Source organism: Cytobacillus gottheilii, from assembly GCF_900166665.1.
Lineage (GTDB): Bacteria > Bacillota > Bacilli > Bacillales > Cytobacillaceae > Cytobacillus > Cytobacillus gottheilii_A.
In genome coordinates this window covers 386,091-400,631 of record NZ_LT800494.1, presented here as the reverse complement: position 1 = coordinate 400,631, position 14,541 = coordinate 386,091, and the positions used below count along the sequence as shown (strand labels likewise).

13 protein-coding genes are annotated in these 14,541 nt (G+C 41.7%); all 13 read right to left on the bottom strand.

Going from position 1 to position 14,541, the window contains the following annotated elements; genetic code table 11:
- Positions 1 to 8: 8 nt before the first annotated feature.
- Positions 9 to 1,427, bottom strand: coding sequence for a F0F1 ATP synthase subunit beta (gene atpD, locus B7E07_RS02150; protein ID WP_080843846.1), 1,419 nt, complete (start codon positions 1,425 to 1,427; stop codon positions 9 to 11).
- A 189-nt stretch (positions 1,428 to 1,616) separates the two neighbouring features.
- The gene (locus B7E07_RS02145) at positions 1,617 to 2,474 is read right to left on the bottom strand and encodes a F0F1 ATP synthase subunit gamma (protein WP_080843845.1); all 858 of its coding nucleotides are present in this window, start codon (positions 2,472 to 2,474) and stop codon (positions 1,617 to 1,619) included.
- A gap of 95 nt (positions 2,475 to 2,569) precedes the next feature.
- Entirely contained in the window at positions 2,570 to 4,078 is a 1,509-nt protein-coding gene (gene atpA, locus B7E07_RS02140; protein WP_080843844.1) for a F0F1 ATP synthase subunit alpha, read from the bottom strand.
- 24 nt (positions 4,079 to 4,102) lie between these two features.
- Positions 4,103 to 4,639 (bottom strand): F0F1 ATP synthase subunit delta, encoded by a 537-nt coding sequence (locus B7E07_RS02135; RefSeq protein ID WP_080843843.1) that lies wholly within the window; start codon positions 4,637 to 4,639, stop codon positions 4,103 to 4,105.
- The gene (gene atpF / locus B7E07_RS02130) at positions 4,636 to 5,157 is read right to left on the bottom strand and encodes a F0F1 ATP synthase subunit B (protein ID WP_080843842.1); all 522 of its coding nucleotides are present in this window, start codon (positions 5,155 to 5,157) and stop codon (positions 4,636 to 4,638) included. Before atpF ends, B7E07_RS02135 begins: the two co-directional genes overlap by 4 nt.
- Positions 5,158 to 5,307: 150 nt before the next feature.
- Positions 5,308 to 5,520 carry a F0F1 ATP synthase subunit C gene (gene atpE, locus B7E07_RS02125; RefSeq protein WP_066442353.1) on the bottom strand — a complete coding sequence of 71 codons (213 nt, stop codon included), beginning with the start codon at positions 5,518 to 5,520 and terminating at the stop codon, positions 5,308 to 5,310.
- A gap of 69 nt (positions 5,521 to 5,589) precedes the next feature.
- Entirely contained in the window at positions 5,590 to 6,306 is a 717-nt protein-coding gene (gene atpB / locus B7E07_RS02120) for a F0F1 ATP synthase subunit A (protein WP_080843841.1), read from the bottom strand.
- 7 nt (positions 6,307 to 6,313) lie between these two features.
- Positions 6,314 to 6,703, bottom strand: coding sequence for an ATP synthase subunit I (locus tag B7E07_RS02115; RefSeq protein WP_080843840.1), 390 nt, complete (start codon positions 6,701 to 6,703; stop codon positions 6,314 to 6,316).
- A gap of 575 nt (positions 6,704 to 7,278) precedes the next feature.
- Positions 7,279 to 9,537, bottom strand: coding sequence for a S8 family serine peptidase (locus B7E07_RS02110; RefSeq protein ID WP_080843839.1), 2,259 nt, complete (start codon positions 9,535 to 9,537; stop codon positions 7,279 to 7,281).
- 375 nt (positions 9,538 to 9,912) lie between these two features.
- The gene (gene wecB / locus B7E07_RS02105) at positions 9,913 to 11,061 is read right to left on the bottom strand and encodes a non-hydrolyzing UDP-N-acetylglucosamine 2-epimerase (protein WP_080843838.1); all 1,149 of its coding nucleotides are present in this window, start codon (positions 11,059 to 11,061) and stop codon (positions 9,913 to 9,915) included.
- A gap of 17 nt (positions 11,062 to 11,078) precedes the next feature.
- Positions 11,079 to 11,708: a uracil phosphoribosyltransferase gene (gene upp / locus B7E07_RS02100; RefSeq protein WP_066442348.1), complete on the bottom strand. Its 630-nt coding sequence runs from the start codon at positions 11,706 to 11,708 to the stop codon at positions 11,079 to 11,081.
- 517 nt (positions 11,709 to 12,225) lie between these two features.
- Positions 12,226 to 13,467 (bottom strand): serine hydroxymethyltransferase, encoded by a 1,242-nt coding sequence (gene glyA, locus B7E07_RS02095; RefSeq protein WP_080843837.1) that lies wholly within the window; start codon positions 13,465 to 13,467, stop codon positions 12,226 to 12,228.
- Between the two features lie 484 nt (positions 13,468 to 13,951).
- Positions 13,952 to 14,524, bottom strand: a complete 573-nt coding sequence (locus B7E07_RS02090) for a TIGR01440 family protein (RefSeq protein ID WP_080843836.1) — start codon at positions 14,522 to 14,524, stop codon at positions 13,952 to 13,954.
- Positions 14,525 to 14,541 lie beyond the last annotated feature (17 nt).

Below are 14,541 nucleotides of genomic sequence, written 5' to 3'. Positions count from 1 at the left end.
GTCCAGATTTAGACCTCTACGCCCATTTTCTTTGCACTTTCGATCACTTCTTCGATTCTTCCAACAAGACGGAAAGCATCCTCTGGTAAGTGATCGTATTTGCCTTCAAGAATTGCCTTGAAGCCTTGTACAGTTTCTTTTACAGGTACATATGAACCTGGCTGGCCAGTAAACTGCTCAGCAACGTGGAAGTTTTGTGATAAGAAGAACTGGATGCGACGTGCGCGTGCAACGACTAGTTTATCATCATCAGAAAGCTCGTCCATACCAAGAATCGCAATGATATCTTGAAGTTCTCTGTAACGCTGTAAAGTTTGCTGTACTTGACGAGCAATAGAATAATGCTCTTCTCCTACGATTTCCGGTGATAATGCACGGGAAGTAGAAGCAAGTGGATCTACTGCTGGGTAAATCCCCATCTCAGAAAGCTTACGCTCAAGGTTTGTTGTTGCATCCAAGTGAGCGAATGTAGTCGCTGGAGCCGGATCCGTATAGTCATCGGCAGGTACATAAATCGCTTGAATGGATGTTACAGACCCAACATTTGTAGATGTAATACGCTCTTGCAATTTACCCATCTCAGTTGCAAGTGTTGGCTGGTAACCAACGGCTGAAGGCATACGTCCTAATAGGGCAGAAACCTCAGAACCTGCTTGCGTGAAACGGAAGATATTATCCATGAAGAATAGAACGTCTTGTCCTTGCTCATCACGGAAGTATTCAGACATTGTCAAACCAGTTAAAGCAACACGCATACGTGCTCCTGGCGGCTCATTCATTTGTCCGAAAACCATTGCCGTTTTCTTAATTACGCCTGAATCTGTCATTTCGTGGTAAAGGTCGTTCCCTTCACGTGTACGCTCACCAACACCGGCGAATACGGAGATCCCGCCGTGTTCCTGTGCGATATTGTTAATCAATTCCTGAATTAAAACGGTTTTACCTACACCGGCACCACCGAATAGACCGATCTTACCACCTTTAATATATGGAGCAAGAAGGTCTACTACTTTAATTCCTGTTTCTAAAATTTCAACTTCAGTTGAAAGCTGCTCAAACTTTGGCGCTTCTCTGTGGATTGAGTCACGGCGAATATCACCAGTAATCACTGGGTCTAGGTCGATAGTTTCGCCAAGCACGTTGAATACGCGGCCTAGAGTAATATCACCAACAGGAACAGAAATTGGTGCACCTGAGTCAACAACTTCACTTCCTCTTGTTAATCCATCAGTTGATGACATCGCAATCGTACGAACAGTATCATCACCTAAATGAAGGGCAACTTCTAGGGTTAAGTTGATTTCAACTCCAGATTCACGCGCTTGATTTGAAATAGTCAAAGCATTATAGATCTCAGGCAGCTGTCCGCTTTCGAACTTAACGTCAACAACTGGACCCATAACTTGAAGAACGCGTCCTTTATTCATCTTTTTCCCTCCTACTTAGAAAAGCGCAAGCGCCTTGCCCATTCGCTATTGCTAAGGGTCAAGCACTAAGCTAATCCATAATCTAATAACAATTTTTATACTAGTTGCTGTCATACACAGTTCAAATCGGTATATGTTCAGACATAGAAGCCAGAGCAATCTCCAGCTTCATCATCTGATTTATCGGTACTATTCTAATGCAGCTGCTCCGCCAACGATTTCCGTAATTTCCTGGGTAATCGCAGCTTGTCGAGCACGGTTGTATACAAGGCTAAGCGAATTGATTAAATCATTAGCGTTATCCGTTGCATTCTTCATTGCCGTCATACGTGCTGCATGCTCACTTGCTTTACTATCTAATAATGAACCATAGATGAGACTTTCAGCGTATTGCGGAAGAAGTACTTCCAAAATCTCTTCAGCGTTTGGTTCAAATTCATATGAAGTCAATGTGCCAGAAGATGAGATATCTGTAAGCGGAAGAAGCTTTCTTTCCGTTACATCCTGCTGGATCGCGCTGACATAATGACTGTAATATAAGTAAAGCTCATCAAACGTTTCATCTAAGAACATTCCGACTGTTTTGCTTGCGATATCTTTAATATCCGTAAACGACGGCTGATCAGATACAGCAACAATATCAAGAATGACATTCATGCCACGTTTTTTGAAGAAATCACGGCCTGTTCTGCCGATTGCAATAATCGCATATTCATCAGTTGATTTATGGCGATTTTGAATGGTTTGATAAACAGTCCGCAAAATATTGCTATTGTACGCACCGGCTAAGCCACGGTCTGATGTAATCACTACATATCCAGTCTTCTTGACAGGACGGCTAGTGAGCATCGGATGGTTTGCATCCATGCTGCCTTTAGCGATTGAGGCCGTAACCTCTTGAATTTTTTCCATGTAAGGAACAAATGACTTCGCATTCATTTCTGCACGGTTCATTTTAGCCGCAGATACCATCTGCATGGCTTTTGTTATTTGACTCGTCTTCTTTGTAGAAGTAATACGAGATTTTATATCGCGTAATGATGCCACAGGTTCTCACCACCCTCATTCAAAGTTTGTTGATCAAAATAGACGCCTAATAGGATTTTGGAGAGGCTTCCCTCTCCAATACTCTCTAAGCCCTATTATTCAGAAACTGCGAATGATTTCTTGAAATCATTGATCGCAGCAGCCATATCTTCATCGGAAGGAAGCTCTTTCGTCGTAACGATATGATCAAGCAGCTCTTTGCGGTTGTGGTCTAACCATGTTAAGTACTCATCTTCGAAACGGCGGATATCATGTACTGGGATATCATCTAGGAATCCGCGTGTAAGTGCATAAAGGATCGCAACTTGCTTTTCAACCTTTAACGGCTTGTTTAAGTCTTGTTTTAAGACCTCTACCGTACGAGCACCACGATTCAATTTCGCTTGTGTCGCTTTATCAAGGTCAGATCCAAACTGTGCGAAAGATTCAAGCTCACGGTAAGAAGCAAGGTCAAGACGCAGTGTACCTGCAACCTTTTTCATTGCTTTAATCTGTGCAGATCCACCTACACGTGATACAGAAAGACCTGCGTTAATCGCCGGACGAACACCGGAGAAGAAAAGGTCAGACTGAAGGAAAATTTGCCCATCAGTAATGGAAATAACGTTTGTTGGGATATAAGCAGATACGTCTCCTGCTTGTGTTTCAATAAATGGAAGAGCTGTAATGGAACCTGCTCCTTTTGCATCGCTTAATTTAGCTGCACGCTCAAGTAAACGGCTGTGCAAGTAGAAAACATCCCCTGGATATGCTTCACGGCCCGGAGGACGGCGCAATAATAGGGAAAGCTCACGATATGCAGATGCTTGTTTTGTTAAGTCATCATATACAACTAACACGTGTTTGCCATTGAACATAAATTCTTCAGCCATTGTTACACCAGCGTAAGGAGCTAGGTATAGCATTGGAGCAGGCTGAGAAGCAGATGCTGTAACAACAATTGTGTAGTCTAAAGCGCCTGTTTTACGCAATGTTTCTACGGCATTACGGACAGTAGATTCCTTTTGTCCAATTGCTACATAGATACAGATCATATCTTGATCTCTTTGGTTCAAAATTGTATCGATTGCAACGGAAGTTTTACCCGTTTGACGGTCACCGATAATAAGCTCACGCTGTCCGCGGCCAATTGGCACTAGAGCATCGATCGCTTTAATTCCTGTTTGTAATGGCTCATGTACGGATTTACGATCCATTACACCAGGTGCAGCGCTCTCGATTGGACGAGATTTAGTTGTGTTAATTGGACCCATACCATCAACAGGCTGTCCAAGTGGATTCACGACACGGCCAATTAGTTCTTCACCAACCGGTACTTCCATGATGCGGCCTGTGCGGCGCACTTCGCCACCTTCACGGATTTCAGTGAATGGTCCTAAAATAATAATACCAACGTTATTTTCTTCCAGGTTTTGTGCCATACCCATAACGCCGTTTGAAAATTCAACAAGTTCTCCAGCCATGACATTGTCGAGGCCATGAACACGTGCGATACCATCCCCAACAGAGATAACTGTACCTACATCACTTACTTGAATTTCCGACTGATAGTTTTCAATTTGCTTTTTTATCAGTGCACTGATTTCTTCAGCTTTGATGCTCATGAGTTTCACCCCTATCTACGAATCTTATCCTAACAGTTGACGCTCAAGACGATCTAATTTACCGCGCAGGCTTCCATCGAAAATCGTGTTTCCGATTCGAAGCTTAATGCCGCCCAGCAGACTAGCATCTATAATATTGTCAATACGAAGTGATTTTTTTCCTACTTTAGCAGCAAATGATACAGATAAGGCTTCTCTTTCTGCGTCAGTTAAAGGTCTTGTTGTATAAACCTTTGCTTCGGCAATTCCTCTGGCATCATTTGCAAGATTGATAAATTGTTCCGCCACTTCAACAATAATATCTTCACGGTGACGTTCAATTAGTATCATTAATGTATTTACAACGAAAGCGTTTAACGAAGCAAAAGCGTCCTTAACAATCTCTTTTTTCTTTTGAATAGAAAGCTTTGGAGACTGAAATAGCGTGTGGAATTCTTCGCTATTTTGAATAACATCTTTTACTACGAGTAACTCTTGCTCCATGCTGTCGATCAGCTGGTGTTCTTTGGCAAGGTCAAAAAGAGCAATTGCATAGCGTTTTGATACCGCAGAGCTCTTCATCGTTTTTCCCCTGCCTCTTTAATATATTCATCAATTAACTGCTGTTGGTCTTCTGCAGTTAATTCTTTTTCGATAACTTTAGAAGCAATTAATACTGAAAGTGATGCAACTTGATCACGAATTGCTGCTACAGCTTGCTCTTTCTGCTGTTCAATTTCTAATACAGCAGAGTCCTTTAAGCGCTGTGCTTCTTTTTGAGCCAGTTCAGTAATTTCCTGACCTTGAATATCGGCTTGTTTCTTTGCATTGTCAATTAAAGTTTGTGCTTCTGTACGAGCTTCTGTTAATAACTGACGCTGTTCGTCCAGATACTTTTTCGCCTCAACACGGCTAGTTTCGGCTGCAGTAATTTCATTTGCAATGTATTCTTCACGCTGCTGCATCATGCCCATTAACGGACCCCATGCAAACTTCTTTATTAAGAATAGCAATATAATAAATGTGAAGATTGTAAAAATGATATCTCCACCGGTAAATACACCAGAAGATGCCCCTAAGGCAAAACCATTTAATAGCACGGACGAGTTCACTCCCTTCAGAAATCTTCATCTGGAATCTATGATCCATATTTCGTTGTGATAATTGATTCACTAATCCAAATATTAGGCATAAAGGAATGGCGAAGGTTCTTATCGATCAACTTCGCCATTTCTAATTTTATATACCGATTATTGACCCATTACCATAAACGCGATAACAACCGCCATGATTGGAATCGCCTCTACGAAAGCTACCCCGATGAACATTGTAGATTGAAGCATACCACGAGCTTCTGGCTGACGAGCGATCCCTTCAACTGTACGAGAAACGATCATTCCGTTACCTAAACCTGCACCTAATGCTGCTAAACCAATTGCGATTGCTGCTGCTATTGCACCCATTTTGTATTTCCTCCTTGAATTGTATATAGTTTATTTTTTGTTTGTTCAATAAGCTGAACATATAATATATTAATGGTCATGATTTACTTTATGAGACATATAGACCATTGCTAACAGAGTAAAGATAAATGCTTGGATAGAACCGATAAATACGGAGAATCCTTGCCATACTACCGTTAATGGAATTGCTAGTATGGTTCCCCACCAGGTTGAGTATGCGAGGGAAGTAGAGAGTAGAGAAAGTAAAATTTCACCTGCATATATATTTCCATATAAACGAAGACCTAGTGTAAGTGTGTTTGAAAATTCTTCTACAATCTTCAGCGGAAACATAAACGCCTTTGGCCTGAAGAAGTCTTTTCCATATTCTTTTAACCCTTTCATTTTAACACCATAGTAGTGTGATAATGCGATCACCATCGCCGCAAGGGTTAATGTAACAATTGGGTCAGCGGTAGGTGATTTCCACCATAGTTCATGGTCGAGGACTACAGCAAACGGAAGACCTAGCATATTGGAAACAAAGATGAACATAATAAGCGTGATTCCTAACACATGGAATCTGCCACCTGTTTTCCAATCCATTGAACTGTTAATAATGTTTTTAACGAAGTCCATTACCCACTCAATAAAGTTTTGCTTACCTGTTGGTTTCATAGATAAGTTACGGGTACAGACATACGCAATAATAAATACAATAATACTAGCTACAGTTATCATGAGAATATTTGATAGGTTAAACCATATACCAAATATCTCTACTGCAGGAGCAACATGATTTCCCAAATTTTTTTCACCTCTCTCCCTTGCTGAGTGCTGATTGTAATGTCTGGATGGCAAAATCTATCATAATGACAATATAAGCTGTCATTAATCCTATAATTACACTGATAAAATGCACATGTTCTGGATATCTCGTCGCAATTAACACCGCTAATGCAGCTACTGCCATTCTAGAGATCATTCCAAGTGAGTACACTTTTCGGCCAGTGGCAACCGCTTCTCCGAATTGATCTATTTTTCTGACCATTGACCATAAGATATACATGCTTAAGCTTGTTCCGATAACCAAACCTAAGTATATATGCTGATGTGAGGTAAATCCCCAGCCAAGAACATAGATCGCTAGAAGATAAAACATGTACTTTCTTTGCCTGTTAAACATTAATTTAAATTCTGGCATATCCCTTTTCTCCTGTCCGCCGAAGTGAACCATTTTCCAACGGCCGTATTCATCCTCTTATTAATAGTATGTATGGAATTTCATTTTAAAAGAGGGAGAAGTTCCGCGCTAAAAACACTTAGAAAAGAGCAACAGAAAAAGCGTATGAACTGATCCGTTTACAGCAGGCTCTATTTCTTCCGTTTTAAACCGATGTGATTTTATGTATAAAACCAAAAACAGCGGAAGGTTTTTACCCTTAACAACATGCCTATGTTGCTTTGTAAACCCTATCAATTATACCCTTTGTAAGCATACAATAGGGGCTTGTCAATGTCAATGCGTTTAAGACCAAAAAGTTGACAACCTAAACTTGGGAAAAATCAGAGTTCACACTTTGTTCATATTTTTTCATTTTATCCTATTGCATGCTCCCTATACCTATGATTCTCTCATTTTAACTTCCTTCCTTTTCTCAGTATTAAAATCTTATTTTCACATTCTTACAGGTGTCTTGTAGCAGCAAAACCCATCATCGTTAAAAATCCATCATCTGAACTTAATCAGATAATGGATTTTTAGATGGATGCTTCTCATTAATTGTTAATGTGGCTCTTTTCACCTTTATACTCTTGCTGTATTAATTCTCCATGAGGTCCCACAACTAAATAGGTTTCAATCCAGTCCTCTTTACCTGCTTTCTTTGCGAATATTTTGGCTAAGTAAAGGCCAGAGTCAGGTAATATTGTTTCTTCAATTTCTTGTTCCAGCTGTCCTTTCTTGACCTTCCGCTTCCAATCGAGGAATCCGACAAATCGCAGGCTTTCCGGGTCAAACAGCGCAATCCCAAACTCTTCTGCTCCACCCGGCAAATATGCTTCATAGCGATATACTCCCGGCTTATCTCCCTTTCCGATCGCAAAGCCCATGACCCTTGGATAGTTTGGTTCCTCCAAGACATACAAATAAGGAATTCTAATTTGTTCTGATCCTGCATTTAACGTTAGGCTTCCATCGTATAATTTTTCAGTGAGTTTCCTTGGATCTGCAGACATTTTAATTTCAACCTTTTCTCTTTTACCAGGTGCTATTTGAAAAGATAGAGGCAGTTCCCATTCAATACCCTCCACTTTATGGGGAATATTGAATGAGTATGTCTTGCTTGATGTGCTTGTGTTTTCAATCTCAATATACGCAGTGTGTTTATGCTGCTGATCGGCCAGCTTAAATTTTCCAAACTGCAATGAACCCGGCATCACTAGAGATTCAGTTTTCAAGGCTTGTTCCAGCTGGATTCTTCCAGCGCCTTGTTCATATGTTTTATATGGAAGGCCAGTGTTATTTACAAGCTGTTTCGATGTATTCATTAGTGCTGCCTTTATTTGCTCCGGCCCCCATTCAGGGTGCGCTTGCTTCAAAAGAGCACATGCCCCAGCAACATGCGGCGCTGCCATACTTGTACCTTGCAGCGGAAGGTAACCCCCAGGTATTGTGCTTTTAATTGCCACTCCCGGCGCAACTACATCCGGCTTAATTTCCCACGTAGATGTTACAGGACCGCGCGAGCTAAAATCAGCTAATAAATCTTTTTCTTCTATTATATTGGTTTGTGCCAGCAATGTCTTTTTCTTAAGGTTCTTAATAAGACGGCTGCCATCTTTTTTTGAAAGAGCGGCAACCGGGATATGATGTTTGCCTTCAAGATTTCCTTGGAAATTACCATTTGTATTGTTATAGATCACAACTGCTTCAGCACCAGCTTCATAGGCATTTTGACTTTTTTCGGAAAATGTCAGTTCTCCTCGTTCAATCAGCACAATTTTCCCTTTCGCATCCTTTAAATCTGCTTTTGTGCCTATTCCTCCATCGGCAACGGGATAGGATTTATCCAGTTTCCAGGGGGGAGAACCCTGCAAGAGCTGAAGACGGGTGTTCTTTCCTTCAATTTTTAAATATGGAATCATGAGCGAAGGTGTAGAAGCACCAACAGAGATCGCTTTCGAAGCCGTACCAGGCGAACCGACACTCCACATATTTGGACCAGAATTTCCTGATGACGCCACAGCAGTGATTCCTTCATCAACGGCTTTATTCAGGGCAATGCTAATTGGCAGATCCGGTCCATTGACATTGTTTCCGAGTGATAAGTTTAATACATCTACCCGATCTTTGATTGCTTCTTCAATCGCTGCAATGACTTGCTCTGTTGTGCCGCTTCCACCGGGTCCCAATGCACGATAAGCAATTATGGTTGCTTCAGGCGCAACCCCCTTTAATCTTCCGTTGGCAGCAATAATGCCTGCCACATGCGTTCCATGAAGAGTAGATTTCCCAGCGGCTGCTCTTGTTTCCATTGGATCTTCATCCTCGTCCACAACATCATGTCCGCCGCCATAATTCCTGGCCAAGTCTGGATGTTGATAATCAATTCCTGTATCAATAATCCCTACCCTTACTCCCTTCCCTGTTAATCGGTGATCTTCATTGTCAAAATAGCCGCGAATTAAATCGCCGCCAATTAATTCAATATTGTTTTCAGAATGGACAGAATACGTATTAACAGGAGAGATAAAGGAAACACCTGACTCAGCCTGCAGCGTCTGTATAGCGGATGAGTCACCTTTAACAGAGATGGCATTTAAGGCAATTTGATATGTACGTCGCACCTCAAGCCCTGCCTCACTAGCCCTCCTTTTCACATTTTGAATCTTTTGTCCGTCCTTTAAGACAATAATTGCGACCTCTTCACCATCATCCTCCATGCTTGGAATTGGCGGTATTTCAAGTGTGGTGCTGTATGCAGATAAAGGAAAAATACATATAAAAACAAGAAACAGAAGAAGAAAATATCTCATAGGGATGCACCTCTTTTTACTGCTTATCGTTTTCTTTTTAAGAGGGGAGTATGCATCTTTTACTGAAATGTCGTTGGTTGTGGCAGGTTAGGATTGGGGAGAAGCAAGAATGCTCGGTCCAGGTATTTTATGCAAATAATTTAAATGTCATGTTTGGATACTTACACAAGCCCGTTCCACATTTGCTGCGGAGTCGAGTGTCCTCCGCTCCATTTCACTCATTTTTGTTAAAATAAAAACTAAAAAAACGAATGATTAGGAAGATCCACTTCCTAACCACTCGCTTTTACAATCGTGTTAAATTCTTATGCCCCAGCCTCATAAATGCGCCCTTGAATCCAAACCCTTAAGCTAAAGCCAGCTTGTCTATGCTGCTTATTGCGGATTATATTCCTCGGGACGGTCTTCCAGCTGTTTAAAATAGTAGCGAATTGCTTCGCAAATTCTATATGAAGCATGTCCATCACCGTATGGATTGACAGCATGAGCCATTTTTTTGTAAGCTTCTTCATCTGACAGTAATTCCGTTGCCATTTCGTAGATCGGCTGTTCTTCAATTCCCGCTAACTTTAGTGTGCCAGCCTGAATACCTTCTGGACGTTCGGTTGTATCACGCAGCACAAGAACTGGAACACCAAGAGAAGGAGCTTCCTCTTGCACACCGCCTGAATCTGTCAAAATAAGATATGCACGAGAAGCGAAATTATGGAAATCAATGACATCAAGAGGCTCAATTAAGTGTATGCGGTCATCATTTCCTAGAATTTCCCCGGCAATTTCTCTGACAGCCGGATTCATATGAACAGGATAGACGACTTGGATATCTGACTGCTCGTCCACAAGCCGTTTAATTGCTTTAAACATATTTCGCATCGGCTCACCAAGATTTTCACGGCGGTGTGCTGTTAATAATACAAGGCGATCAGAACCAACCTTGTCCAGCACTTCATGATGGTATTCATCTTTAACCGTTGTTTTTAAGGCATCAATCGCTGTATTGCCAGTTACAAAAATGCTTTCTTCCTGTTTATTTTCACGAACTAAATTTTGTGCTGACTGCAGAGTTGGAGAGAAATGCAGATCCGCCATTACCCCTGTAAGCTGACGGTTCATTTCTTCTGGGAATGGAGAGTACTTATTCCATGTCCGCAGCCCCGCTTCAACATGTCCAACTGGAATCTGATTATAAAATGCGGCAAGCCCTGCAATAAATGTCGTGGTTGTATCACCGTGGACAAGAACAATGTCAGGCTTCACTTCCTTCATAATAGCATCCAAGCCTTCCAAACCTCTTGTTGTTACATCAATCAGGGTTTGGCGATTCTTCATAATATTTAAATCATGGTCAGGTGTTATGCCAAAGATTGTCAGCACTTGGTCTAGCATTTCACGGTGCTGAGCTGTAACAGTCACAATTGATTCAAAGTGCTCTGGATATTTTTGAAGTTCAAGAACAAGCGGAGCCATTTTAATCGCTTCTGGTCTTGTCCCAAAAATCGTCATTACTTTAATTGGACGATCCATGTTCATCGTCTCCTCCCTTATTTAGTACCGAATAATCGGTCACCGGCATCGCCAAGACCCGGAACTATATAACCATGGTCATTTAATTTCTCATCAAGAGCAGCAATATAAATATCTACATCCGGATGTGCTTCCTTCACGGCTTCTACCCCTTCTGGAGCAGCAATCAGACACATAAATTTAATATGTTTTCCGCCACGCTTTTTCAGAGAATTAATCGCCTCAATCGCAGATCCCCCAGTTGCTAGCATTGGGTCTACAACGATAAAGTCTCTTTCTTCCACATCACTCGGAAGCTTTGCATAATATTCAACTGGCATTAATGTTTCTGGATCACGGTAAAGACCGATATGTCCAACCTTTGCAGCTGGAATCAGCTTCAGAATGCCATCAACCATCCCAATACCCGCACGTAAGATCGGAATAATACCAAGTTTTTTTCCGGATAACACTTTTGACTTAGTGGATTTTACAGGTGTTTCAATTTCGATTTCTTCCAAAGGCATGTCTCTCGTTATTTCAAATGCCATTAACGTAGCAACTTCATCAACAAGCTCCCTGAACTCTTTCGTCCCCGTATTTTTTTCACGTATGTATGTTAGTTTATGCTGAATTAATGGATGATCAAATACATATACCTTTGCCATCGAAATCTCTCCTTTTTTGTTTAAAATAGTTCTGTTTGCACTTCGTCTAATTTTACAGAAAAATAAATACGAGGGCAACTATCAAAGCAAATTGTTAAGGAAGTGTCATGAAAGAAGCACACCCGTGAAAGAAAGAACTGCTGCTACAAATTTGCCCACAGTCGGTTTTGAACAGCAAACAAAAGAGACTGGGACAAAACGAAAATACAATTTGTAAAACACGAATGTTCATTTTCAAGGTTTACGTGTTTACACAAGCCCGTTCCACCTGCGCTCCAAACCCTCGCTTTCCATGGGGAGGAAGCTGAGCCTCCTCGGAGCATCCGTTCCTGCGGGGTCTCACCCTTTGCTCTTCAGCCCGCAGGAGTCGAGGGTCCTCCGCTCCATTTCACTCATGTTTAAATATTAAATTTTAAACAAATAAAAAACCGAATGATTAGAAAGATTCTTCCTAATCATTCGGTTCTGTGGTTGTGTTAAATACTTATGTCCTAGCCTCTTTCGATATATTCTAATCTTATCTCTCAGGATAAAGCGTAAATTGGCTTGTTAAAGCTTCAACACGCTGTTTAGCCTCTGAAAGTTTTTCTTCGTTCTCATGATTTTTCAATGTTAATGCGATGATAGCTGCAATTTCGTCCATTTCTTTTTCGCCAAAGCCGCGAGAAGTAACAGCAGCGGTTCCAATACGGATACCGCTAGTCACAAACGGGCTTTGCGGATCGAATGGGATTGTGTTTTTGTTGACAGTAATTCCGATCTCATCCAGGACTTTTTCCGCTACTTTTCCAGTTAGATCTAAAGAGCTTAAATCAATAAGTAAAAGGTGATTATCAGTTCCGCCTGAAACGAGGTTAATTTCTTCCTTCGCAAGTGCAGCCGCGAGACGGTGAGCATTTTGAATGATGCTGCCCGCGTATTCCTTGAAGCTATCCTGCAATGCCTCACCAAATGCAACTGCTTTGGCAGCGATCACATGCATAAGCGGTCCTCCTTGAAGACCAGGGAAGATAGATTTATCAATCTTTTTAGCAAATTCCTCTTTGCAAAGGATCATGCCGCCGCGAGGGCCGCGTAAAGTTTTATGTGTTGTTGTTGTGACAAAGTCAGCATAAGGAACTGGATTTTCGTGAAGACCGGCAGCAACTAAACCTGCAATATGAGCCATGTCTACCATTAAATAAGCACCGACTTCATCAGCAATTTCACGGAAGCGCTTGAAGTCAATGGCACGAGGATATGCACTTGCACCCGCAACGATCAGCTTCGGCTTATGCTCACGCGCTTTTTCAAGGACATCATCATAGTTAATGTATTGCGTTTTCTCATCAACACCGTATTCAACAAAATTATATTGAATTCCGCTAAAGTTTACTGGACTTCCATGTGTTAAGTGTCCACCATGTGAAAGATTCATTCCAAGAACGGTATCGCCATGCTGAAGTACAGTATAATAAACAGCCATGTTTGCCTGTGCACCAGAATGCGGCTGCACATTGGCATGCTCCGCTCCAAAAATTTGCTTCGCGCGGTCACGGGCAAGATCCTCAGCTACATCCACGTGTTCACAGCCGCCATAATAACGGCGCCCCGGGTAGCCTTCTGCGTATTTATTGGTCAGTACAGAGCCTTGCGCTTCCATTACGGCTTCGCTGACAAAGTTTTCGGACGCAATTAACTCAATTTTTGTTCGCTGCCTCTTAAGCTCATCTTGAATCGACTGAAAAACCTGCTCATCCTGCTGTGCTAAATGCTTCATTTATATCCTCCCCTTGTCCAACAGCTTATTATCGCGTTCTTTACAAGCGATCTTGTTTATAAAAAGGCAAGTCATCCCGCCGTGCGGCCGTGAAAGAACCTTTTTCTGCTTGTTAAAACGCGTCCTATGTACCAAAAATCTCTTTCATTTTAACATGTTTTTCTGTTTTAATCTTTATAAAAATTGAATCGTTTCTGGGGCTATTGGATATTGGAAGCAATCTGTTTTTTTAGGAGGATGCATAGTTAAAGCGATGGTTGGTATTTTTTCGACCAATTGAGGGTCATGTGACTGTCTTCAAAAAGGGGTGCAGGTTGAATATTCGCCGTGATTTGGATTTATTCGCCGTAAAATAAATTTATTCGCCGTAATTATATTTTTTTCGCTGTAAAAGAAATATATTCGCCCAAACAACAAAGATATTCGCCATCGCAACCATCCTAACCGCATGCAGCTCATAAAAAAACCTTTGCATACGCAAAGGTTAGCAGGATTCATTTTCTTTCTTTTTTTCATAAACAGCACGAATACCGCCGATTAATTTAGGCCGTGTTGTTGCCAGTGTGACATGTGCTGCTCCAACATTTTTCTGTGTGGTTCTAATAGGGACAGCTACATGTTTTAAATGCATGCCGATGAATGTGTCACCTATGTCAATGCCTGCATCAGCTTTTATAAACTCCACAACAACAGGATTGCTCATTGAACCGTAAGCATAGGTGGCCATTGCTCCACCCGCTGTTCGAACGGGGATCACACTGACCTCTTCCCAGCCTTTAGACTCCGCGGTCTGTCTCTCGACTACAAGCGCCCGATTCAGGTGTTCGCAGCATTGAAATGCCAGGGAAGCTCCCGTCTCACTGGTCAATTTCTGCAGCGAATGATAAATCATTTCTGCCACCTGCTCTGTACCAGCCGTTCCAATCCTGCTTCCAGCAACCTCACTTGTACTGCAGCCGATGACAACCACACTCTTCTCATTTAGAGAAACCGCTTGTAGAAATTGCTCAACAATTTCATCCAGCTCTTGTTTCCATGTCTGCAACTCTTCTGCCATTGTCTTCACACTCCTAA